Annotated in this window: 16 protein-coding genes; 9 read left to right on the top strand and 7 right to left on the bottom strand. The window is 37.2% G+C overall.

Going from position 1 to position 25,708, the window contains the following annotated elements:
• The 3 genes from BOQ62_RS03460 to BOQ62_RS03450 all read left to right on the top strand — a co-directional run.
• A partial coding sequence (locus tag BOQ62_RS03460; RefSeq protein ID WP_317127354.1) for an RHS repeat-associated core domain-containing protein occupies positions 1-979 on the top strand: 979 nt, incomplete at its 5' end.
• Positions 976-1,416, top strand: a complete 441-nt coding sequence (locus tag BOQ62_RS03455; RefSeq protein ID WP_129037141.1) for a hypothetical protein — start codon at positions 976-978, stop codon at positions 1,414-1,416. The genes BOQ62_RS03460 and BOQ62_RS03455, both read left to right, overlap by 4 nt.
• A gap of 162 nt (positions 1,417-1,578) precedes the next feature.
• Positions 1,579-1,944, top strand: coding sequence for an RHS repeat domain-containing protein (locus BOQ62_RS03450; protein WP_129037139.1), 366 nt, complete (start codon positions 1,579-1,581; stop codon positions 1,942-1,944).
• A 219-nt stretch (positions 1,945-2,163) separates the two neighbouring features.
• On the opposite strand, the gene BOQ62_RS03445 is transcribed toward BOQ62_RS03450, so the two are convergent.
• Positions 2,164-3,393 (bottom strand): aminotransferase class I/II-fold pyridoxal phosphate-dependent enzyme, encoded by a 1,230-nt coding sequence (locus tag BOQ62_RS03445; RefSeq protein ID WP_129037137.1) that lies wholly within the window; start codon positions 3,391-3,393, stop codon positions 2,164-2,166.
• Between the two features lie 157 nt (positions 3,394-3,550).
• On the opposite strand from BOQ62_RS03445, the gene BOQ62_RS03440 reads away from it, so the two are divergent.
• Positions 3,551-4,009, top strand: coding sequence for an Lrp/AsnC family transcriptional regulator (locus BOQ62_RS03440; RefSeq protein ID WP_129037135.1), 459 nt, complete (start codon positions 3,551-3,553; stop codon positions 4,007-4,009).
• Between the two features lie 23 nt (positions 4,010-4,032).
• On the opposite strand, the gene BOQ62_RS03435 is transcribed toward BOQ62_RS03440, so the two are convergent.
• The 4 genes from BOQ62_RS03435 to BOQ62_RS03420 form a co-directional block, all read right to left on the bottom strand.
• Complete coding sequence (locus tag BOQ62_RS03435; protein WP_129037133.1) at positions 4,033-5,118, bottom strand: serine hydrolase domain-containing protein; 1,086 nt, start codon at positions 5,116-5,118, stop codon at positions 4,033-4,035.
• Between the two features lie 200 nt (positions 5,119-5,318).
• Complete coding sequence (locus BOQ62_RS03430) at positions 5,319-6,350, bottom strand: bestrophin family protein (RefSeq protein WP_129037131.1); 1,032 nt, start codon at positions 6,348-6,350, stop codon at positions 5,319-5,321.
• 117 nt (positions 6,351-6,467) lie between these two features.
• Positions 6,468-8,540: a thiamine pyrophosphate-dependent enzyme gene (locus BOQ62_RS03425; protein WP_129037129.1), complete on the bottom strand. Its 2,073-nt coding sequence runs from the start codon at positions 8,538-8,540 to the stop codon at positions 6,468-6,470.
• Between the two features lie 75 nt (positions 8,541-8,615).
• The gene (locus tag BOQ62_RS03420; protein ID WP_129037127.1) at positions 8,616-10,757 is read right to left on the bottom strand and encodes a S8 family peptidase; all 2,142 of its coding nucleotides are present in this window, start codon (positions 10,755-10,757) and stop codon (positions 8,616-8,618) included.
• 256 nt (positions 10,758-11,013) lie between these two features.
• Between BOQ62_RS03420 and dnaE the strand changes: the two genes are divergently transcribed.
• From dnaE to BOQ62_RS03405, 3 genes are all read left to right on the top strand, one after another.
• Positions 11,014-15,681 (top strand): DNA polymerase III subunit alpha, encoded by a 4,668-nt coding sequence (dnaE, locus tag BOQ62_RS03415; protein WP_129037125.1) that lies wholly within the window; start codon positions 11,014-11,016, stop codon positions 15,679-15,681.
• Positions 15,682-16,028: 347 nt separating this feature from the next.
• Entirely contained in the window at positions 16,029-19,562 is a 3,534-nt protein-coding gene (locus BOQ62_RS03410; RefSeq protein ID WP_129037123.1) for a T9SS type A sorting domain-containing protein, read from the top strand.
• Positions 19,563-19,733: 171 nt separating this feature from the next.
• A complete protein-coding gene (locus BOQ62_RS03405) occupies positions 19,734-22,061 on the top strand; it encodes a GEVED domain-containing protein (RefSeq protein WP_129037121.1) in 2,328 nt (775 codons plus the stop codon).
• A gap of 142 nt (positions 22,062-22,203) precedes the next feature.
• On the opposite strand, the gene BOQ62_RS22340 is transcribed toward BOQ62_RS03405, so the two are convergent.
• Together BOQ62_RS22340 and BOQ62_RS03400 are read right to left on the bottom strand one after the other, a co-directional pair.
• The gene (locus BOQ62_RS22340) at positions 22,204-22,362 is read right to left on the bottom strand and encodes a hypothetical protein (RefSeq protein WP_164976666.1); all 159 of its coding nucleotides are present in this window, start codon (positions 22,360-22,362) and stop codon (positions 22,204-22,206) included.
• Between the two features lie 43 nt (positions 22,363-22,405).
• Positions 22,406-23,233 carry an ion transporter gene (locus BOQ62_RS03400; protein ID WP_129037119.1) on the bottom strand — a complete coding sequence of 276 codons (828 nt, stop codon included), beginning with the start codon at positions 23,231-23,233 and terminating at the stop codon, positions 22,406-22,408.
• 148 nt (positions 23,234-23,381) lie between these two features.
• On the opposite strand from BOQ62_RS03400, the gene BOQ62_RS03395 reads away from it, so the two are divergent.
• Positions 23,382-24,479, top strand: coding sequence for a Nif3-like dinuclear metal center hexameric protein (locus BOQ62_RS03395; RefSeq protein WP_129037117.1), 1,098 nt, complete (start codon positions 23,382-23,384; stop codon positions 24,477-24,479).
• Positions 24,480-24,481: 2 nt separating this feature from the next.
• Positions 24,482-25,258 (top strand): zinc ribbon domain-containing protein, encoded by a 777-nt coding sequence (locus tag BOQ62_RS03390; protein WP_129037115.1) that lies wholly within the window; start codon positions 24,482-24,484, stop codon positions 25,256-25,258.
• Positions 25,259-25,708 lie beyond the last annotated feature (450 nt).

The following is a 25,708-nucleotide window of genomic DNA, read 5'->3' as shown; positions in this document are numbered from 1 at the left end:
CGGTGCCAGAATGTACATGGCTGACATCGGAAGATGGGGCGTTATTGACCCGTTGGCTGAAACAAGCAGAAGGTTTTCACCATATGCCTACGCTTTAAACAATCCCATCAGCTTTATAGATCCTGACGGAAGAAAAGCATTGATACCTAATGAAGCCAGTGATATGACTCCTCAGCATCCGAACTCAGGATGGTGGATGGGAATTGCAGGAGAAAGAGGCGACAGAACCGAACCGACAGGTGTTGGACGTGGTGGAGGCCCATTTGTAGGAAACCTTCCAACATTTGGAGAAACACAGGCATATAGAGACCTAATGTTAGCTACGCAAAATGGAGGAAACTTCTCACTTAAAACCCACAATGGTTATATGAGCTGGTGGACAGGAGGAGCTGCTGGAAATGCGAATACAGCACAAGAAATGGTAGGACATATGTTGAAGCTTAGTGAGAATTTTCCTTCTAATAAAGAAATAACTCCTTGGCAGTTAGGCGTAGAATGGCTTTCAGGAACTGGTCCAAGGCATCGAGATTTTACTAATGGAGACTTAATGACAGAAATGCTAAGACAACATGATCATGTACAGGCCACTAGAGATATTATCTTATCTAAAATCGCTTTAAAACAAAATAGTTTAGAAGGTTCAAATTCTTATAAGCTAGGTGGTATTAAAGGAGTTGGACTTTATCTTAAAGATTATTCAACGTTGTTAACAGGTGGTTTAACAGGGAATTTAGCAGTAACATATTTAGGATCTTATAATTTGGAATATACGGCAGCAGCATATAATAAGAGTGTAGTTGTTTCATTTAATGTTGAAAATTCCTCTACAATGCAATCTGCGTCTCGCCCTCCTGTGCTTGGCTATCTTCCAATTTGGCAACAGACAGCGGGAAAACTTATTAATGAAAAATTTAAAACAGGTTGGGGATCTAAAACTACTCAATCATTTCACTGGACAGAAGTATTATATTTAAAATGAAAACAAAATTAAAATATTTATTAATCACACTATTATCAATTATGCTATATAGTTGTGGGGGAACTAAACCGAAACAAACAGATTTTATAGGTACTTGGAAATCTTCTGATAATGGATCTATCAAACTAAATAAAAATGGAACTTGCACTTTGAAAGGAGTTGATTATTATAAAATCAGTAGCTTTTCAAAAAATAAAAATAGAGAATTGAATGCTGAAGGAACTTGGCAGTTTATAGAAAATGTAGAAAGTGGAATTGTTGATAATATAGACAATGGAATTGTTATAACATATAATTTGCCCGATGGAACAAAAGGAGAAATTGTATTTTATATCTCGGGGCAAGGTATCAGTGGAAATAATCCACCTTGGAATATTTTTATATGGGAAGGTGATCCTGATGAAATGATGAAATATGAGTTTATAAAAAATAAATGAACAATAAGATAATGTGGTAATGTGGTAATGTTCCAGAGATGTTGGTATTCAATATTTGGAGTTGATACCTTATTTAGGATAAAAAGTTTACACTTCTTATACTTTCTAATTTGAGAGAATTTTATAAAAAATTAGGGTATTGATTTCAATACTCTAATTTAAATTAAAATAAGTTTTACTAAAAACAGCGCAGAAGCTCTTGAAGAAAACAATTATTATCCTTTTGGATTAAAGCATTCAGGGTATAATACTATAGAAGGTAACCCATCTTATAATTACCAGTATAACAGTAAAGAATTACAAAAGGAAACCGGATGGAATGACTACGGTGCCAGAATGTATATAGCCGACATTGGCCGATGGGGTGTTATTGACCCATTGACTGAAACAAGCAGAAGGTTTAGCCCTTATCATTATGCAGCCAGCAATCCTGTAAACTTTATAGATCCTGATGGAAGAAAAGCCGTCCCTGTTCCTTACGAAGGGATGGAGAACCACCTGGTGGTTCTTATATGTGGCAGATGTTAGGAGGCAGCTTTAATCCTCACCAGAAAGTTCCTAATGGAAGTTTACCAAAAGGGTAAGTCCTCAAAAAGGGTAAGTCTCCAGTAATGTTGTTGAATTAAAACCCTAATCCCAACTCCCACACGAATCCTTTCGTGTGGTAACAGGATTGAATCATATTTCAGGACGGGACAAGAAAATAAAAAAAGGCTGTTTCAAACGAAACAGCCTTTTACAATAAATTTAGATGATAGAAATGTTTTCATAGTGGTTGAGAACTCCTACTTTCAGCATACACTCCTTCATTTTCTGGTAAGTTCTTTTAATATCGTGGTCAAGACCGATGGAGAATCTGATTAGTCCGTCGGAAATACCTATGGAGGCTCTTTCTTCTTCAGGGATTTCAGATGAGGTAGATTTTCCTGAGCATGAGAATAAGGTTTTATAGAACCCTAAGCTCACGGCAAGATACCCCAGATTTTCTGTCTGCATCAGTTCCATCAGTTCGTTTGCTTTTTCTGTTGTTCCGGCATCCAGAGTCAATAATCCTCCGTATCCGTATTCTTCATGAATCATGCTTTTCATTAATTCATGGTTTTTATGAGATGGCAATCCGGGATAAGATACTTTTAATCCGTCTTTTTCAAATCTTTCGGCAAGGTACATTGCATTATGACTATGCTGTTTGATTCTGATGTGTAATGTTCTCAGATTTTTTAAAATACTTGAAGATCTTAAGCTGTCCATGGTTGGACCAAGAAGCATACAAGCTCCGGAGTTTACATTTTTAGTATCATCAATGAATGCCTGACTTGCACAATATACTCCTCCTACCGTATCACTGCTTCCGTTGATGAACTTTGTCAAACTGTGAATCACTACATCAGCCCCGAATAAAGTAGGAGAGATAGAAAGAGGAGAGAAGGTATTATCCACAATCAGCTTCAGATTATGTTTTTTACAGATTTCGGAAAGTTTTCTAAGGTCTGCTACTTCAAGAAGCGGGTTACTTACACTTTCACAATAGATCACTTTTGTATTAGGAGTGATTGCTTTTTCTATAGACTCAAAATTGTTGATATCAACAAATGTAGTTGCTACATTAAACTGAGGCAAGAAGTTTTTAAGAAAAGCATAAGTTCCTCCGTAGATCGTTCTGCTTGAAATAATATGGTCGCCACTTTTGCACACCTGCATTAGGACAGAAGTAATAGCTCCCATTCCAGATGCTGTAACATTGGCAGATTCTGTGTTTTCCAGCTTGGCAAGAGCCTGGGCCAGATAAAGATTCATGGGTGATGAATGTCTTGAGTACAGATAGCATCCTTCCGCATTTCCTTCGAAAGTATCAAACATGGTCTTTGCAGAAAGAAATGTATAGGTAGAGCTGTCAGAGATAGAGGGATTCACTCCTCCGAATTCACCAAAATACTGAAGATCCTGGATCTCGTTGGCTGCGTTAAAGTTTTCCATAAATATTGTTCTTATTTTATTGTCCCAATTTGCATTAATTTCCTAATAATTACAATATAAATTTGAATTTATAGAATATAAAACTGTAAAATATTGTTTATTTAGAAAAAATATTTAGTATCTTCGATATTATTAAATTTTTACCAAAAAAATATCTATGGAACTTGACGAAACAGATAAGAAACTGTTACTTTTTTTACAGGAAGATTGTAAGCAAACCACCAAAGAGCTGTCCGGTAAGCTTGGATTGTCGGTTACAGCTGTTTATGAGCGTGTGAAAAAGCTTGAAAACGCAGGCGTTATTTCAAAATATGTTGCCTTGCTGGACAGGAGTAAAGTTAAGAAAAATTTTATAGTTCTGTGTCATGTAAAACTAAGTCAGCACAAGAAGGAATTTGTACTGCAGTTTGAAAAAGAAGTGATGGATCTTCAGGAGGTTACAGAATGCTTCCACGTGAGTGGTGATTATGATTACATTCTTAAAATAGGGGTGAAAGATATTGAAGACTACCGAAGCTTTATGCTGACGAAACTTACGACACTTCAGCATATCGCCAGTACACACAGCTCATTTATGATTTCCGAAGTGAAAAACACAACGGCCATCGTATTATAAATTTTGAAAAATTTCGTGACTGATTACAGATTTTCTTTAGTCATTTTATCAATGAAATAGTGAAGTCTTTTGATTTCGGTTCTGCCTTTGTTTTTGTCATTCAGAAAGCAGGTGGTTACAATGACCATCTTTAAATCAGGTATGACACAGATAAGCTGGCCGCCATATCCGGTTGCTACAAAAGCCTGATGTCCGTTGGTTTTTCTTCTCCACCAGTAATAACCGTATCCATTGGCATTGGGCATTACATCCCATGAATCCAGCTTTGCATGTTCAGCTGTAGATTCCTGAATCCATTTTGAAGAAACTACCTGTTTGCCGCTAAATTTTCCGTTATTCAGAATCATAGTACCAAATTTCAGCAGATCTTCAGGCTTCATAAACATTTCCGAACCACCGATATTTCTGTTCATAGAATCTGTATCCCATCGTGGCGTATTCATTTTTAAAGGTCTAAAAAGATTTTCTGCAGCAAATTGTTTCAGATTCGTCTTTACAATTTTTGCCAAAGCAGCCCCAAAAAGATGGGTTTCACCACTGTTATAATTAAATACAGTTCCCGGATATTCTTCAAAAGGCAGATCCAGTACAAATTTTACGGGATCACCGGAAAAAGACATCGCTGTTGAAATTTTTGAATTTTCAACCCAGTCAAAACCGCCTTGCATGGTCAACAGATTTTTTAATGTTAATGTATTTCTGATGGAGTCATGAGCTACCTTTCCTTCAATATTGGAGATGTTTTTAAAACTGCTTCTTGAAATATTGTATTCCGGAAGGATTTTTAAAACCGGAGTGTTGAGGTTGGGAAGTATGTTTTTATCCTGTGCAATTCCTGCGAGTACAGAGACAATACTTTTCGTAACCGATTTTATACTGAAAATAGTTTCTTTGTTCGCTCCGTGAAAATACTGCTCATATATTACCTTATTATTTTGTGAAACAATGAAAGATCCCAGAGAAGGAATGCTGTCATTAATTTCTTTGGTGAATTTCTCTGAAAATTCCTTCGGTAATTCTTTGTTGAAGGCTGCCTGTGACTTCACTTTGGTGCAGAATAGGGTAAGACAAAGCATTGTCAAAGCCTGCAGGAGTTGCTTGGATCTCATTGTTTAAAAAAGAAGGGATAAATGGATTAGCTAATGAACAAGTAAAAGCTAAATCAATCCGGATGGATTAACATCGCTTATGCTTTCAATGCCTCTAAATTATGAAAAACAATGAACTTTTAAAATATATTTTGTTGGATATTTTAAATTTTTTTAATGATTCTTAAATTCATTTTTTGCTTAAAATGATACCTTAGGAATTACACCAACACTCCATGTTTAGAGGCAATAGGATCCGGAAGATCTGTTTCTCCACTCATCTGAAGAAGATCTATTTCAATCGTTCTGCAGATAGAAAGCATGGGAACGTCAAACATCAATCCTGCGAAAGGGTTTTCAGAATAATCTCCTACGAGTTCCATAATGATGTAAATCCATCCGATAATGATACAGAAAGGAATAGAGGTCCAGATTCCCCAGTCTCCCAATTTTGCAAATTCGTTGACTAATCCCAACGGGAGCAGCATAATGAACAGGATGTTAAAAACAAAAGCTGTACTGGCAAACTGTCTTGGAGAAGGGAACTTCTTAATTCTTTCTGCCTGCCCCTGGAAGTTGTAAAATTCATTCAGAGCATTTTGCAGCTGAGTCTGGTTGAATTCTGTAATGGCTCCCATGTTTTTAAGCTCATTGATGTCTTTTGCCTGCTGAGCAGTAAGATAGGTGGCGAAGTTTTTATAATCGTTTTTAAGTTCATATTCTTCCTCCGAAAGATATTTGTGAAGGAAAATAGGGGCTCTTCCGTAATCCGGAAAACCTGCTTTAATCAGCCTGTTTCTTCTTAGGTTAATATTCCCGAATTTATTATTTTCTCTACTGATATGCTCCCATTCCGTAGGTACCAAAAGCTGTTCACGGAAAGTATAAAGCCATGCAATGTGACGATAAACAATTCTTCTTTTGCGGTCTTCAAGATCAAAAACGCCAATTTCTTCATTTTTGGTGTCGAAAGCATAGACCATTGAAGCAAATGAACGGCTGGAATTCACAATTCCGCCCCAGATTTTTCTGGCTTCCCAAAGTCTGTCATAGGCCTGGTTGTTTTTAAAACCCACAAGGAACGCTTCTGCCGTACCAATCAATGCAACAGGAACCCAGGGAATTGTCATCCAGTGCCAGTTGAAGAAATAAAAGAAAACAGCAATCAGGGTACACCAGATTGAGATTAAGATAAGATGTACACCGGCAAGATTGAGAACCTGTTTATAATTGACGTATTTGGTTGTGATCATAGATTTGTGTGGAATTTTTGGTGTGCAAACAAACAAAATAGATACCAAAATAGGGCATCCATTCCGTTTATTAAAAATAATAAAAAAAACCTCTGATTTTTCAGAGGTTTCATTTATTTAATATTTCAGCATTTCTTCGATCTTACTCCTGAGCTTTTCAGCATTGGGAAGCATTTCTTTTTCCAACACCAGATTGATAGGAACGGCAGGTACATCCAGAGATCCCATTGTTTCTACAGGTGCGTCAAGATACTTGAAGCAGTTTTTGGAAATACGGTGTGCGAAAGCTTCTGCAAAAGAGTTGTTAAGCTGTTCTTCGGTCAGAACGATACATTTTCCGTGTGCTTTTACTCTTTCAAGAACAAGCTCTTCGTCCAGAGGAATCAATGTTCTTAAGTCAATTACCTCAACTCTTCCATTGAAATTCTTAGCGGCTTCTTTTGCCCAGTAAACTCCCATACCGTAAGTTACAACCAATAAAGTTCTGCCTTTTTCAGTTTCATTCTTATCAGCTTCGATGATTACTTTACCTTTTCCAAACGGAAGAACATAGTCTTCAGCCGGTTCTATCGTTTTAGCATCTTCAGTTCCCGGAACTTTACTCCAGTATAATCCTTTGTGTTCCAGCATTACTACCGGATTCGGATCATAATAAGCAGCTTTTAATAAGCCTTTAAAATCGGCAGCATTACTTGGATATGCTATTTTGATTCCTTTGATATTGGCTAAGATACTTTCAACACTTCCACTGTGGTAAGGACCACCACCTCCATAAGCTCCGATAGGAACACGGATGATGTTGCTTACAGGGAATTTTCCACCACTCAAATAGTTGGATTTTGAAATCTCTGTAATTAACTGGTTGATTCCCGGGTAAATATAATCTGCAAACTGAACCTCAACGATTGGTTTTAATCCAACAGCACTCATTCCGGCTGTAGATCCAATAATATAAGCTTCCTGAATGGCTGTATTGAAGACTCTTTTGCTTCCGAATTTTTTACCTAAAGTAACGGTCTCACGGAAAACCCCACCAATTCTTTCTCCAACATCCTGTCCGTAAAGAAGGGCTTCAGGGTGCTTCCACATCAATTCCTGTATCGCATGGATGGCAGCATCTACCATTACGATTTTTTCTCCGTTAGCAGGCTCACGTGTTCCAGTTTCCTCATTAATAGGAGTAGGAGCAAAAACGTGCTGCATTACGGTTTCAGGCTTCGGATCTTCTGCGTTTTTAGCTTTTTCAAAAGCTTCTTCGGCTTCAAGACGAGCCTTTTTGGTGATTTGCTTTAAAAGATCCTCATCAACACCTGATTCCAGTAAATGTTTTCTAAGGATTTCTCCCGGATCTTTAGCTCTATGTTTTGTTAAATCTTCTTCGTCTCTATAGAATTCTCTTCTTACTCCGGAAGTGTGATGGCCAATCAGTACAGTCTTTGCGCAGACAACCAAAGGTTTTCTTTCTGTTCTTACAAAATCTACGGCCTTTTTCATGGCTTCAAAGCTTTCCACGAAATCAGTTCCATCTACTCTCATTCTGCTTAATCCGGTGAATCCTGCAACAAAATCATAAGCATCGCAGGTTCTTGCTTCATCCTTCGTTACAGAAATTCCCCATTCGTTATCCTGAACCAGGAAAATAATAGGAAGCTGATGTAATGCTGCAAACTGTAATGCCTCACTTACTTCACCTTCTGTAACAGAATTATCTCCAAGGCTGCATACCACAACTGGATTATTTTCAAATTCCTGAAGATTGAAATCCTGAATATATTTGATTCCTTGTGCTACCCCTGTAGTAGGGATAGTCTGCATTCCGGTTGCAGAGCTTTGGTGAACAATTTTAGGTTTGTTTTCATCCCTGCTTGAAGGGTGGGAGTAATAAGATCTTCCTCCAGAAAAAGGATCATCAGCTTTAGCCAGTAATTGAAGCATTAACTGATAAGGTTCAAAACCGATTCCCAGAAGAATACTTTCATCTCTGTAATAAGGAGAAACCCAGTCTTCTTTCTTCAGCTGATAGGCTGTTGCAAGCTGAATAGCTTCGTGGCCTCTTGATGTGCTATGAACATATTTACAGACATTTCTGTTTTCTTCGTAAATATCGGCCATGGCTTTGGCCAGCATCATATGATTATACGCTTTGAGTAATATATCCTGAGAAACTTTTTCGTGAAGTGCATTTTCCATAGGAAGCAAATATACACAAAAAAACAAAATACTAACAACTGTTAGTATTTTGTAGAAAATCTTTGTAGATATAGGCTATTCCTTGATCACTTTTTTAGAAATAACATCTTTGTCTGTTTTTACTTCAATGATGTAAATTCCTTTTGTGTAAGTGGATAAATCGATCTGTTCTTTGTCATTATTGATGATACCGCTTTGTAATTTTTTACCGGTAAGATCATATACATTGAAGGTAGATTTTTTAGGTGCTTTAAGAACGTTTGTAAAATCTTTTGTAATGGTAGGCGAAATAGCAAGATTATTAAGAGGGTTGGAAATATCTTTGGTTCCTAATAGCTCAGTAAATCCTGTTACGATAACAGAGTAGTTTTGAGGAGCATTTCCGCCTGTGTTATTTTTCAAGATGCCTTTGTTGGTGATCTCAATTTTATAAGTTCTTCCTGCAACAGGAGTATCTACTACTACCTGTTCTACGTTGTCTACAATATTGTCTCCTTTTGTAGCTGGAGTCATTGGATTGTTAGCATCTAATTTCCATGGATAGTAAACTGTATTGGTAGTGGTATCAGTAATTTTCAGATCCAGATCATTAACTAGCTTCGAATTTCTGTTGTTGTAAATGTCACTCCATTGATTCGTAAAGTTGGTGAACTCAGGATCTATCCATGAAATAGTTACTTTTAAAGGCTCTGAACCTGATGCTTTTACTGTTTTTACATTAGCAACTCCACTGGTTAAGGTTTCATCATTAAAAATAATACTGTTGTTGGATTTTCCTACCAGTAGCTCAGCTCCTTTTTTAGCATCGATAAATCCCCATCCGAATTGTGGGTCAGGACCAATGTTACCTGCTTCTTTTGCAGAGTGTACCATTAGGGTTTTTGCTGATGCAGCATTTAATAAATTTCCTGCAAAAAGTTGTTTGTTAATTTGTGTCCAAAGCCCCACAATACCAGTTACTACAGGGGCAGAATAGGAAGTACCGTCTCCAATATCGATTTTACTTCCTCCTGTGGCATTATTATCAGTCCATGCGCTGGCAACTTCTGTTCCCACGGTAGTAATATCCGGCTTGATCCCTCCGTCATCTCTTGGTCCTGCACTACTATAGCTGGAGTGAATGACATCTGAAGAAGCTGTATACCTTCCGTCATTAGTGGTAATTCTATCCGTAGCTCCTACCACAATGATGTTCTTTCCAAGAGAACCAATCCCTATACAGTCATACCCAAGAGCACAATTGTTTTGTGGTAGTGTATCGGTTGGAGCGAATTCAACCAAATTACCACTATTGTCTCTGTAATATTTTTTATAAGTACTGGTAGCGGCACTAGGTCCTTCACCAAATGAATTTCCGGCAGACTTTACAATGATGTATGAAGGATTGTTGTATACAATTTGGTCATAATCCCTGTCATTGGTATGGTAAGTTCCCTGGGCGTCATAAGAGGTGTTTGGGCTCGCAAACGCCCCATTCCAAACCCATGAAGGTTCATTATTGATCAGCTGGGGATCTGCCCATCCCTGGTTGCTTCCATAGGAGTGGTTAGAGATATTAGGCTGGGCTGTAATAATCTTTTGAAATACAGTTTTTTGTGTTGTTTCTCCATCCAGTATAGAAGATCCGAAAGCATAAGCATCAATGGTAGAATTAGGGGCAATACCTTTGAAATTAACCTGTCTGGTTGTTCCATTCGTAAATGTTACCGTATAAGGATAGTCTTTGGCGCCTATAAAACTGGATACAGCTGTTGCGTGATCGCCATAATTAACGGTACTGCTTTCTTTATTCGTAATTCTGTTAGGAAGATTGTTGAAAAAAACATGGCCTGCAAATACTCTTGCTACCCCGGAAGAAGTACTCCCGTCAAAAATGGTAAACTTAATACCTTCTCCGTTAAAAGATCCTGTTAACCCTGTGATATTTCCTCCCTGTAAAAAATCAGAATTGGAATTTTTAATTTGGTCACCATCATGGGCCTGCATAAAATAAGGTCTGTTGTCTGGTAAAAAACCTGCCAGAGTGGCTCTCTGTAATTCAATCTGCTTTAAAATTTCAGGGCTTCTGTCAGAGCCAAACCGCTTAGCTACATAAGTATCAAACTTATCATTGTTCTCTATTCTCTGTCTTTCAAACTGTCTGTTTAATTCTTCGTTGTTTTGTGCGCTTAATAATGAAATAGCAAAAGAACTAATTAAAAGTAATTGTTTCTTCATTTTAGGTAGTAAATTGTTAAAAAATATAATGAATCAAAATTATAGTAAAATTTTAATAGTCAGTGATATTTTAATATATAACTCTAATTTTTTAATATTATTTTAATTTAACTTAAAAAATTAGAGTTATTGTTAAGATATTTCAGGTTTGGTATGTTTTGGGTATTATTGATTCTTTGTGTCGCGGCTATAAAACAATTATTGGAAAAAATGAAGTAACTTTACATTCTCTTTTATAAAAAAGTTAGAACATTATATGTATTTAATTTTTGACACAGAAACAACCGGTTTACCAAAAAATTTCAACGCTCCGCTTTCAGACTCGGATAACTGGCCAAGAATGGTTCAGATTGCATGGCAGGTGCACGATGACGACGGAAATTTGATTGAAAACCAGGATTATATAATAAAACCTGAAGGGTATGATATTCCCTTCAACGCAGCACGTATTCACGGGATTACTACTAAGATTGCCAATGAAGAAGGACGAGATCTGCAGGAGATTCTTGAAGAATTTTCTAAAGTCCTTGAAAGAGTAAGAGTAGTTTCCGGACATAATGTAGAATTCGACTATAATATTGTAGGAGCAGAATTTTACAGAAAAAACCTGAAAGATAACCTTCAGGAGAAGCCCAAAGCAGATACCATGATTTTGGGAACCGATTTCTGTCAGCTTGGCGGAGGTCGTGGAGGAAGATTTAAACCTCCGAAACTTGAAGAGCTTTATGAAAAACTATATGGGAGTAAATTTGATGAAGCCCATAATGCTGCTGCTGACGTAAATGCTACTGCCAGAGCTTTCTTTGAAATGGTAAGAATTGGAGTAGTACCCGCTGAAACATTAAAGATTTCAGAAGATCAGCTTGCTTACTTCAGGAGTCTTTATCCGGACCCGATAAAGCCTTTTAATATTGTTATCAGAAGGCAGGTTGCCGATTTTCATAATAAGAAAAAGCAGCAGGATTTCGGAAGTATTGATGAAATTGATTTAGGGAAATATTTCAATTTTGATAACCATAGTGTGTTCTCTACACTTATGGCTACTTCCAGCATCAATGATTTGATTAAAAAAGCTTCTGATGAAAACTTCCCGGCTGTCGGGATGGTAGATCTGGGGAATATGATGGGAGCTTTTAAGTTCGTTTCAGCAGTGGAAGGAGCTAATGGAGACAGAGCAAAGAAACATAAAGAATACTTAGCGAAAAAGCAGGAAGCAGAAGAAAACGGAACAGAATTCAACGAAGAGGAACCTGTTTCGGAACCGCTTATTCCAGTTGTAGGCTGCGAATTTTATATTTCGGAACGTTACGAACAAAAGCAGTTTACCAAAGATGATCCGGACAGAAGAACACAGGTAGTGCTTTTAGCAAAAGACTTTAACGGATATAAAAATCTGGCTAAACTTTCCAGTATAGGTTTCCTTAAGGGATTCTATTTTGGAGTTCCAAGGATAAGCCGTGAACTGATTGCTCAGTATAAGGAAGGAATTATTGCTTTGACTTCCGGAATTATGGGGGATATTCCCGATGCCATCTTAAATACCGGTGAACAAAAAGGGGAGGAGCTTTTCAAATGGTGGAAAGATACCTTTGAAGATGATTTTTATGTACAGATTCAGAATCACAAACTGCCTGAAGAAGAGCATTTGAATGAAGTCCTGCTGTATCTGGCAGATAAATATAATGTTAAAATTTTAGCTCAGAACGAAACCTTTTACACCAATAAAGATGATTCTAATATTCAGGATATTGTAAGCTGTATCAAAGATGGTGAAAAGCTGACAACACCAGTCGGAAAAGGATTTGGTAAAAGAAGAGGATTGGCGACAGGTGAATATTTTATCAAAAATTCTGATGAAATAAAAGAAGCCTTTTTAGCATATCCCGATGCTTTTGATGCTTATGAAGAATTCACAGCAAAGTTTAAGCCTTATACTCTAAAAAGAGACGTTCTCCTTCCGAAGTTTGATATTCCGGAAGAATTTATTCACCCTGAAGATGATATTGATGGAGGAAAACGTGGTGAAATGGCATATTTAACACATTTGACCTATGAAGGAGCTAAGGTTAGATATAAAGATACAGGGATTACGGATGAAATTAAAGAACGTTTAGACTTTGAGCTGGAAGTTGTTGCTAATACAGGTTATCCCGGCTATTTCTTAATTGTACAGGATTTTTGTAATGAAGCAAGAAAAATGGGTGTTTGGGTTGGACCCGGCCGTGGTTCTGCCGCAGGTTCCGCTGTAGCTTATTGTACCGGAATTACCAATGTAGACCCGATTAAATATGATCTCCTTTTTGAGCGATTCCTGAATCCGGAAAGGGTTTCCATGCCGGATATTGATATTGACTTTGATGATGAAGGTCGAGATAAAATTATCAAATGGGTAGTCGAAAAATACGGTAAAAATCAGGTAGCACAGATTATCACGTACTCAGTGTTGGGGGGGAAATCTGCCATCAAAGATGCGGGAAGGGTTCTGGATGTTCCAATTCCTGATACCAATAATATTGCTAAACTTATTCCTCCAAGTCCGGGGATGAACATTGCAAAAGCTTTAGCTAAATATGATAAATTAAAACCGGAAGAACAGATGCTCGTTGATGAGATGAGGTATGTTCTCGATAGTCCTGATGATGCCCGACACGGAGTTTTGGCAAGTGCCAAAAAGATGGAAGGCTGTATCAGAAATACCGGAATTCACGCCTGTGGTGTAATTATTACGCCGGAAGATGTGAGTAATCTGGTTCCGGTGACTATTGCAGCGAAAGATGCTGATATCTTAGTGTCGCAGTTTGATAACTCTGTTGCGGAAAGTGCAGGTCTTTTGAAGATGGACTTCTTGGGGTTGAGAACTTTGACTATTATTAAAGATGCATTGAAGCTGGTAAAAGCAAGATATAATATTGACATTGATCCGGATCTTATTCCGCTTGATGATGCTAAAACGTATCAGCTATTTAAAGAAGGAAGAACAGTAGGTATTTTTCAGTATGAAAGTCCCGGGATGCAAAAGTATATGAGAGAACTTAAACCAACGGTTTTTGCCGATCTTATTGCCATGAATGCCTTGTATCGTCCGGGTCCTATTAAATATATTCCAAATTTCATCAACAGGAAACACGGGATTGAAGAGATTGTTTACGACTTACCGGAAACAGAAGAATATTTAAAGGAAACCTACGGAATCACTGTTTATCAGGAGCAGGTAATGCTTTTGTCTCAGAAACTGGCCAACTTTACCAAAGGTGAAGCAGATACTTTGAGAAAAGCTATGGGTAAAAAGCAGATTGACGTCTTGAATAAAATGTACCCGAAATTTATTGAAGGAGGTAGAAAAAACAACCTGAATGAAGAAAGGCTAGAGAAAATCTGGAATGACTGGAAAGCGTTTGCTGAATATGCCTTCAACAAGTCTCACTCAACATGTTATGCTTTCATTGCTTATCAGACCGCATATCTAAAGGCAAATTATCCTGCAGAATATATGGCGAGTGTAATGAGTAATAACATTAACAATACGGATTCAATTACTATGTTCATGGAAGATTGTAAAAGTATGGGCGTAGACGTATTAGGACCGGATGTGAATGAATCCCAATACAAATTCTCGGTAAATGAAAAAGGTCAGATCCGTTTCGGACTGGGAGCTATCAAAGGAATTGGTGAAGGACCAAGCGAGGGGATTACAAGAGAAAGAGAAAACGGAAGATTTAAAAATATTTATGATTTCTTTGAAAGGATTCTACCTTCGCAAATGAATAAAAGGGTAGCGGAAAGTTTAGTTTTGGCTGGAGGATTTGATGAATTGGATTCTTTCCACAGAGGTCAGTATTTTGATATCGATATGGCTGGAAGAACAAATCTGGAAAGATTGATCAGGTACGGACAAAGCTTTCAGGAAAGTAAAAATGAGATGGAACATTCTTTATTTGCTGATTTTGCTGAAGAAGTTCAAATAGAACAACCTAAGCTGTTACCTTGTCCGGAATGGCCTAATATGCATAAGCTTAACAAAGAAAAGGAAATTATTGGTTTCTATCTTTCTGCACATCCGTTAGATGAGTTTAAGTATCATTTCCAGTTTATGCAGGGGCAGCTTTCTAAAAAATCGGTTCTTGAGAAAAATGAAGAAGATAAAGTAGTTACAGATGAAGCGCCTGTTTTGGAGCAGGATACTCAGGATGATGCTGTAGATCTTACAGGAATTGTATCTGATGATGTGGTGGCAGGAGAAGAAGAAGTGATAGAAGAGGTAACTAAAAAGGCGGAACCAAAAGGTAATTTCTTATTTCTGAATCTGGATGAAGTAGATGCTTACAAAGAACAGGCTTTTGCAAATAAGCAGGAAGAATTATTTGAAGAGAAGAAGAAAGACTGGAAAACGTTGCAAAAAGAAAGAGAAAATGGCGGCGGTGGGAAAGAATATACGGTGGCAGGCTTGATTACAGAATATGTGGTGAAAGATGGTTTCAGAAGTGGTGAGAAAGTGGCTTTTGTTACCTTGGAAGATTATTCAGGATCGTATTCATTCAGGTTGGGAGACAGAGATTATATGAGATTGAAAGAGAAGCTTGAAGTTCAGAGATTTGTTATTTTTAAAATAAAATTTGCTCAGGTTAAAGATGGGAGAGTCTTTGTGAATGTAAATGATGTGATAGAGCTTCAGGAAGCATTTGAAAGGTTTGCAAAAAGCATATCATTGGTGATGGATGTGATGGATGTAAGGAGGGAAGATCTAGACTTTTTCAGAACAGTTCTTGATAGAAACAAAGGAAATCAAAAGTTGAAGTTCTTCATTAAAAACCTGGAAGATGACTCACATATTGAAGTACAGTCTATGAAGCATGCGGTAGATCTGAATGGAGATTTAATTAAAGAAATTCAATTGTTGAATAAATATGAATTTTATTTGAATTAAAATCCAATATGTTATTTAAAAAGAGTGGCTTAGGTTACTCTTTTTTTTGTTTACATATTGAGAATATTGATGAAAAATTCTAAATAGTTTTTTATGTTAAATAGAAAATTTTTCTGAAGTCTATTTTAATTATATGGTAATTTAATATTTTGATTATCAGATTATTAGATTTTTTCATTGTATTGCGAAATAAATATTAAAATTAAATAAACGTTTGATTTTATTGTGTTTTTAAGAGAGTTTTAATTGTTTTTATTTAATATTTTATGATAATTATTAATATTTCTGTTAATAATTAAATTTATATTTATATTTTTACAGCCCTAACTTTTTATTATTATATATTTATGAAGAGATTATTACTTTCGTGCCTGACCGCATTTTATTATTGTGTGTCTGCGCAGGTGGGGCCGCCTCAGCTTGCCACCCCGAACACAAGTAACGGATATGGCTTTGCGCAGTCTTCCGGTACTTATACACCATTATCTGCAAGCAGGACAGTATGGCAGTCTGGTGCGACAATAGGAACAGATTTAGTTTCAGGAGCTATTCCTTTGCCAGGTTCTTTTACTTTTAATAACCAGAAGTATAATTCTGTTTATATCAGTAATAATGGCTTTATTACATTTGGGATTCCCGCTTCCAGTTCTACTTACACGGGATTATCTTCCGATATTTCACCAACTACTTACGAAGGAGCTTTTGCAGGCTTTGCTGTCAACCTACGTCATGCAAATACTACAACTTCTGAGATTGCCTATGAAACAGTTGGTTCGAAATTTATTGTGCAATATACAGATGTACAGGGGAATTCTGCCTCTTCAGCCCAGCTTCTTAATTTTCAGATTCAATTAGACCTTACTGCAAAGACAGTTGCTATTGTGTATGGAAACTGTGTTTCTGGAACTTCAACCCTTACTGGACAGGTAGGGATAAGAGGATCGGAAAGTTCCGATGTCAATAATTTAACAGGAACAAACTGGACTTCTCTCGCTGTAGGAAGTTCAAACAGCTCTACAGCGACTCTAGGAACTACCAACGGAACAACAGTTCCTGCCTCCGGATTGACATTTACTTATACTCCTGGAACATGGCAAAACCCACCCGTAGCATATGCTTCATTACCTTTTACAGAGAGCTTTAGTGCCTGGGAAAATGGTAATTCAACCTCAGATCTGCCAAGTGCCGCCTATTGGAGAACATGGCCGGCAAGAGGAGATAACTCATGGAGACAGAGCGATATTGCAACAACAGGATTTACCTCCGCTTCTGGATGGTCGGGCACTAGTGGATCTGCTACAGTTGCTACGCCTGCAGTGGCCCCTGCTGCCCGATTCCACTCTTACAACTGCCAGTATGCTTCAGGATATATGGACTTGTACGTCAATCTCTCCTCGGGTACAGGAACCAGATATTTAAGTTTTGATTATATCAACCCTTCAGGAAGTGATGTTTTAAAGATTCAGATTTCTACTGATGGAGGAAATACATTCACAGATGTAGGTTCTGCTTTAGGTGTTGCCGCATCATGGACGTCTAACTTTTTAGATTTGGGATCATCCAGTCCTAATGCAATTGTAAGATTCCTAGCCAAAGGAGATAACGGAAGTGACGATATCTACGTAGATAACGTTAAGATTTCCGCTATTACAATTCCGGACTGTACAGTAATTACAGCACCTGCTAATGCAGCAACAGGAGTATCTGTAACACCAAATATCAAATGGAATCCTACAGCGGGAGCAACTTCTTACAAACTAAGCGTAGGAACTACACCAGGAGGTACAAATGTAATGAACGCAGTAGATGTAGGAAATGTGGTGACGTATACACTTCCGGCAGCAAGCCAGTTATTGTATAACACCACGTATTATGCAACGGTACAGCCATCCAATAGCAACGGTACAGCTAGTGCATGTAACTCAATATCATTCGTTACTAAAAATATCGGCTGTCCTTCCGTTACTGCACCATCATCAGCTGCAACAGGAGTTTCTGTAACACCTGCAATCACCTGGGGAGCGGTAACAGATGCTACCGGATATAAACTTTCCATTGGTACTACAACTGGTGGAACTGATGTGATGAATAATGTTGATTTAGGAAATGTTTTAACTTATACACTTTCCACTCCATTAAGCAATGCGACAAAATATTACTATACAGTTAACGCTTATACATCAACAAGTAACTCTGCTTCTTGTACAGAACGTAATTTTACAACAGTTTGTAGTGCAGAAAATGCTCCAACAGCACCGCAAAACTTTACCACATTTACTCCAATGTGCTGGTCAGTTGCCAAAGGAGATGTTACTGCTTCATCTACCCTAACATACGGATCAAGCAAATGGGCGACTGAAGCAGGTTTTGCCAATGCAGGATCTAATGCAGCCGTAAGAATCAATTTATATGGAACCAATACCGGAGATTGGCTGATTTCTCAACCAATTAATCTTGGTGCTACCCCAGGTATGTTTAGAATGAAATATAAAATGGCTGTTACCAGCTATTTGGGAACTACTTCACAAACAACTTTAGGTACTCATCAGGTTAGAGTTATTGTCTCCACAGATGGTGGTACTACTTGGAGTAATACGAACATAATAAAAACTTATACAGGAGCAGCAACTTATTCTGCAACTGGACAAACAGAAACAATAAACCTTGCAGGATATTCAGGGAATGTTAAAATTGCTTTTGTTGCAACAACAAGCTCCAATACTCCTGATATTGACTTCCACGTTGACGACTTTGTGGTAGAAGCTATACCAACTTGTCCGGAACCGGTTTCTCCTGTAGTGGCTAACCCTACAGTTTCTACAGCAGATTTATCCTGGACAGCTCCTGCTACACCACCAGCTAACGGTTACGAATATTATTACAGTACAAGTAGTACCGCTCCTACCGCTGCTACAACAGCTAGTGGAACAAGCAGTACTGTTTCAGCTCCTTTATCCGGACTGGCTTCTAGCAGCACCTATTATGTTTGGGTAAGATCTGTTTGTAGTTCTAGTGATAAGAGTCCTTGGGCTGGGCCGGCTGTTTTCAATACACTTTGTGGTACAGTGATGGCTCCTTTTGCCCAGAATTTTGATAACGGAGTAGTGCCAAACTGCTGGAACAGTGTAAATCCTACAGCAACCGCTACGGATGCAACTCTTTTCTGGAAATTCTCAGGAAGTGCAGATTACGGTGCTAATACAGCTAATAATGGAAGAGCAGCCAGTACTTATGCATGGGTAGATGCAAGCTCCCCATACTCAGGATTAGGTGCCAATACTGTTCAATTGATTACACCTTCAGTAAACTTAACTGGATTAACTGCACCTATAGTTTCTTTTGATTGGTTTAAAAACCACTCTATGTCAACCTCAACAACGGTTACTCCATCTACTTATGATAATAATAAACTTACTGTAGAGGTAAACGATGGAAATGGCTGGGTTGCTATATTTAGTGATAATACAAACTTAAATCAGTGGAGAACAGTGGCTATTCCTTTAGCAGCTTCTTATATAGGGGCTACTATTCAGGTGAGATTTACTGTTGATAAAAATGTGAGTGGTAACGGATATTTCTATGATGATGTTCTTTTAGATAATGTTGAGGTAAAACAAAATCCTAACTTGGCAACTTCTGAAACTGCAGTAAAAGAAAATAAGATTAATGTATATCCTAATCCGTTTACTGATACATTAACAATCTCTGATATATCAAAAGTGCAATCTATTTCTATCATTGATGTTTCCGGAAGACTGGTTAAAACTATAGAAAAACCTTCTTCTGTTCTTCAGTTGAGAGATCTTAAAGAAGGATTATATTTGGTAGTATTGAATATGAAAGATGGATCTAAACAAACCATTAAGGCTATCAAAAGATAAAAAAATCTTTTAAAAATAGAAAAGAGAGACTGCTCAAACTGAGCAGTCTCTTTTTTGTAGTAAAAATTATCTATTATTAAAAGAAAAGATTATTACGTTGTGATATTGTGATAAAAGTATTTTTTTTGTTAATGATTTTTAACTAGATTTGATTAACTAATAATATCTTATATGAAAAATATTTTACTCGTTGGTTTCTTAATGACTGGCTTTTTATCCTCCGCGCAAACTTATTGTACGCCCGAATTTGCTAGTGGGTGTAGTGGAGGAGATGTAATTGATACTTTTAAAATTCCAGGTGCTGGACTTGACCATCAGAATACAGGCTGTTCTGCTGGTGCGTATGGAGATTATACATCTATGACTATTAACATGAGTGCAGGGTTAAACTATGATTTTACTGTCAAACATGATTATAGTGATCAGAATATACGCATTTGGATCGATTTTAATAATGACGGAACTTTTGATGATACTGCACCAGAACTCGTAGCTTCTGCAAGCAGTGATTTCGTAGGGGGTGCCAATATTACTGCCGGACAAATAACGATCCCTGCGACAGTTACTCCGGGTACCTATAGAATGAGGGTAGGAGACCGATTCTCCAGTGAGCCTATTCCTTGTAATGTTGACGGATATGGAGAAGCTCATGATTATACAGTAGTAATTGGGGCGGTTCCAACCTGTTTTGCTCCAACTGCTTTAATGGTGTCTGGAATTACTACCAATACAGCTCAGATTTCATGGACGGCTCCGGCTTCTGCTCCGGCTAGTGGCTATGAATACTATTATTCAACTTCAAGTACTTACCCTGCGCCAACAGCAGTAGTGTCCGGAACAAGTACTACACTTACAGCCAATTTACCTTCTACACTTACCCCAGCTACTACCTATTATGTATGGGTACGCTCTGCATGCAGTACAACAGATAAGAGTGCATGGTCTCCGGCAGCAACATTTATGACATCTTGCGTTTCAGTAGGGGTACCCTATGCATTGGATTTTGAAAGCGTAACAACTCCTAGTCTTCCAACATGTACTTCAGCAGTCAATGATGGCTCCGGAAATATGTGGAAAACCGGTGATCTGGATGCTCAAGGATTTACAGGTAACGTTCTTCAGTATTCATATGATTATGCAAATAACGCCAATACATGGTTCTTCACTAATGGGATTAACCTTACTGCAGGTGTTGCGTACAGAATTAAATATAAATATGCTAATGCGGAAGGATTTGTATATGAAGAAAAATTAAAAGTGGCCTATGGAACTTCAGCGACAGGTGCAGGAATGACCAATACTTTAGCAGATCATCCAAGTGTTGTTACAAGTACGGCAACAAGTGCTTTTGTGAACTTTACGCCATCTACTACAGGAGTATATTATTTTGGATTCCAGGCATATTCTGATGCCAATATGAATCAATTATACGTTGATGATATTAATATAGATGTAGCCCCTTCTTGTAGCGAGCCTACAGCTGTAGCAACTTCCAATGTTACGGCAAGTGGAGCTACGGTTTCATGGACAGCTGCTACTCCAGTACCGGCAAACGGATATGATATTTATTACAGTACAACCAATACAGCTCCTACAGCAACAAGTACACCTAATTTTACAGGAGTTACGGCTACTACCTATAATATTCCTAGTTTAGCATCTGCAACTACTTATTATGTTTGGGTGAGATCATCGTGTAGTGCTTCCAGCACAAGTGCGTGGAGTACTAATACTACGTTTACCACTCTTTGTACAAGTGCTGCTTTACCTTATACTGTTGACTTTGAAAATGTTTCTACACCGGATCTTCCTGGTTGTACAGCAGCTGTAAATGCAGGATCTGGGAATAATTGGGGAACGGTGAACCCGCCTTCTGATAGCCAAGGGTTTACTACCAATGTGCTGAGATACCATTATAATTCTTTTAACCCTGCTAATGCATGGTTCTTTACTCAAGGGTTGAACCTTACAGCGGGAGTACAGTATACAATCAGTTACAAGTATGGAAATAATTCCACTACTTATGAGGAAAAATTAAAAGTAGCTTACGGAACTTCACCAGTTGCATCCGCTATGACTAATTCAGTAGCAGATTATCCAGCAATCAATGATGCTGTGGCACATACAGAATCTATCACCTTTACAGTTCCTACAACGGGAGTGTACTACTTTGGATTTAATGCTTATTCAGATGCGGATCAAGACAATCTGTATGTTGATGATATTAGTGTTAACAATGCAAACTTGGCAGTATCTGAAGTTTCTGCAACGAAGAGCGGTATCAAAGTATATCCTAATCCATTTACGGAGGTATTGAATATTTCTGATGTTAAAAACGTTAAAAATGTCTCAATAACAGACGTTTCAGGAAGATTAGTGAAAACTATTGCAAATCCTGAGTCTGTGATCCATTTAAGAGATTTGATGCAGGGTGTTTATTTGGTGACTTTAGAAATGAAAGATGGTTCTAAACAGACTATCAAAGCCATTAAGAAATAATTTATCATTTAAATAAAAGAAAGAGACGGGTCATTGATGATCCGTCTTTTTTATTAAAACAAGTATTTACTTTGAATGTTAAGATATCAAAAAAGATGAGCGATATTATGTTGCTTATCTTTTTTATTTTATCATATGACTATTATTTATTGGGTACCGGCTGTATTTCTCCTTTGTTCATGAGGTCAAAAACTGTAGGGAAGAACATTGCTAATATGAAATAAACAATGATCATCAGTACGATGAGTGCAAAAAGAATAATCACTAAATTATTGGGTCTGTTTTTCTTTTGTGGTTCCATGATTTTGAGGTATTTGGTGAATAAATTTTATTTATACCCAATATTAAGCTAATTTCTTGCCACATTTCTTGCAGTACCTTGCATCGTCATCAATATCATCATTCCCACAGCGTTCACATACTAATTCCATGTTTTGTCTCTTATTTCTCATTTCTGCAGTTACAATACCTGTAGGAACCGCAATAATGGAGTAACCGGCAAGCATCAAAACAACAGCAAAAAATTTTCCTAAAGGCGTAATGGGGGATACATCACCATATCCTACGGTGGTTACAGTAACTACCGCCCAATAGATAGATTGAGGTATTGTCTCAAAACCAGGTCTCCCGCCTTCCACCATAAACATCAGTGACCCTACAATAACCGAGAAAATAATCAGGAACAGAAGGAAAATATAAATTTTTCTTGAACTGTTTTTCAAAGCCCTTACAATAAGATAACCATCGTTCATAAAATCCAGCAAATTGAAAATTCTGAAGATTCTCAACATTCTCAGCATTCTGAAAATCAGGAAATACTTAGTGATAGGGAAGAAAAAGCTGAGGAAGAAAGGAACCAAAGCAAGAAAGTCTATAACCCCGAAAAAGCTGAAAATATAGTTTCTTTTGTTTTTTACCACTGCGATCCGCATAGAATACTCCGCCGTAAAGAAAATAGAAATTACCCATTCAAGAATCAGGAAGGTATAATGAAACCTTTTATCAAGCTGAGGTACGCTTTCCATCATGATGATAGCAGTACTTGCGAGAATTAACGATAATAAGATAATATCGAAAAGTTTTCCGAGTCTTGTATCGGAACGGTAAATTATTCGGTAAAGGAATCTTTTCCAAAGGGAGTCTTCAGGAATAAGATTGTGTTCTCTTTCCATTTGTAGAGGATTGTTTTAAGCTGAAGTTAGCGGTTTTTTAAAGTATAAGGTAAATATATGACTGTTAAAAGAATTGTACAACTATTAAAATATTCTTTAGAATTTTAGTAAAATTAATATCTTCGCTGTAACGGTAAAATATATATTAATGAAGCTAAAAACTGTAATAGCAAAGATTGAAGAAGAAATCAGTATCAGACAAGCTGAAGATTTTGATAATGTAGGATTGTTGTGTGGCGTTTATGACCGTGATGTATCCGGTATTCTGGTCTGCCATGATGCTTTGGAGAATGTAGTAGATGAGGCTGTTGAGAGAAACTGTAATCTGATTGTATGCTTTCATCCCATTATATTTTCCGGGCTAAAATCTTTAACAGGAAAAAACTATGTAGAAAGAGCGGTTTTAAAGGCTATTGAAAATAAAGTTGCCATTTATGCCATTCATACCGCATTTGATAATGACTTCTTTGGAGTGAATCATGGGATTTGCAGCCAACTGGGATTAAAGAATATGAAAATTCTTCAGCCGAAAGAAAATAATCTAAAACAACTTACAGTTTTTGTTCCGAAAGAATACTCAGAAAAAGTAAAAGAAGCCATGTTCTCAGCCGGAGCCGGAAGTATAGGATTTTATGACGAATGCAGCTTTACAGTGAACGGAAATGGAACATTCCGACCGGTAGAAGGCTCAAATCCTTTCTCAGGTCAGCAGGGAACCCGTGAAAATGCAGATGAAGACATGATTTCTGTAATTTTTGAAGGCTTTAAACAAGGGCAGATTGTAGGCGCTATGAAAGCTGCACACCCTTATGAAGAAGTGGCTCATCAGATTTATAGTCTGGATAATAAAAACCATCATGTAGGGTTGGGAATGTATGGAGATCTGGAAGAGGAAATGGATGAAAAGGATTTCCTTGGGTTTGTAAAAGAAAAATTTAATTTGGAAGTGATAAAACATTCGTCTTTCAACAATAAAAAAATCAAAAGAGTAGGGGTGCTTGGAGGTTCCGGAGCCAGTGGTATACGATCTGCAGCAGCTAAGAAGTGTGATGCTTATCTTACCGGAGACCTTAAATATCATGACTATTTTTTAGCAGAGTCTAAAATGCTGATCTGTGATATAGGACACTATGAGTCTGAACAATTTGTTGCCCAACAATTATTTGAAATTTTGTCACAAAAATTTAGTACATTTGCAATTTCAAAATCTATTGAAAAAACAAACCCAGTAAATTATTTCATTTAAATATGGCAAAAACCAACGATATTTCAGTTGAAGAAAAATTAAGAGCTTTATACGATTTACAGATCATTGATTCAAGATTGGATGAAATCCGAAATACTAGAGGAGAATTGCCAATTGAAGTTGAAGATCTTGAAATTGAGATTGAAGGACTTGAAAAAAGAGCTGAAAAATTTCATGCTGATATCAAAGATCAGGACGATCAGATTAAAACGAAGCATGAAGTTATTAACCATGCTAAAACTTTAATTGAGAAATACAAATCTCAGCAGGATAATGTAAGAAACAACAAAGAGTTTGAAGCATTAGGAAAAGAAATGGAATTCCAGGATCTGGAAATTCAGCTTGCTGAAAAAAGAATTAAAGAATTCGGAGCTAAAATTGCTCACAAAAACGAAACTTTAGGTGAACTTACTTCAAAGATCGACGATTTGAAAAACCACCTTAAATTCAAGAAAGAAGAATTGGACGGTTTGATCTCTGAAACTCAGAAAGAGGAAGAATACCTGATCGAACAATCTAAAGAATATGCAGGTAAAATTGACGAGAGATTGCTGGCTTCTTATAACAGAATCAGAACAAACTCTATCAACGGTCTTGCAGTAGTAGGATTAGAAAGAGGAGCTCCAAAAGGATCTTTCTTTACTATTCCTCCTCAAAAGCAAATGGAAATTGCTCAGAGAAAGAAAATCATTATTGATGAACACTCGGGAAAAATTCTTGTAGATGACGAGTTGGTAATGGAAGAAAACGAAAGGATGAAATCTGTAATTAAATTCTAATTACTGGTTTTACAATATACAAAAGCTGTTTCAGAAATGAGACAGCTTTTTTTGTATAAGCAATAAAATATGTTTAATCTTCTAGCATGATGTCATTTTACGGTGTACTTGTCATTCCGCAGGAATCTCTACACATGCTTTTAATAAGGTATGGATTCCTACGGAATGACATAGGTGGCGTTAATCATAACGGTTGAAATAGCCATGGGGGAATACTCAATAGAAACGGGCTAAAGCCCGTTTGATCTTTTAGCATAATGTCATTTTTTACGGTGTCCTTGTCATTACGTAGGAATCTATGCCTTATTAAAAGAATACGTAAAGATTCCTACGGAATGACAAGGTTGGAGTTAATTATTACGATTGGGAGAACCAATAGAAGTCATCAATAGGAAGGGGCTTTAGCCCGTTCGTTTATCAAAATAAATATTCCTATGACTTTAGCCAAAA

It is taken from the genome of Chryseobacterium sp. CH21 (genome assembly GCF_004119445.1).
In the GTDB taxonomy this organism is placed as follows: Bacteria; Bacteroidota; Bacteroidia; order Flavobacteriales; family Weeksellaceae; genus Chryseobacterium.
The sequence above is the reverse complement of the archived record's forward strand: the minus strand, read 5'-3'. Positions and strand labels throughout refer to the sequence as shown.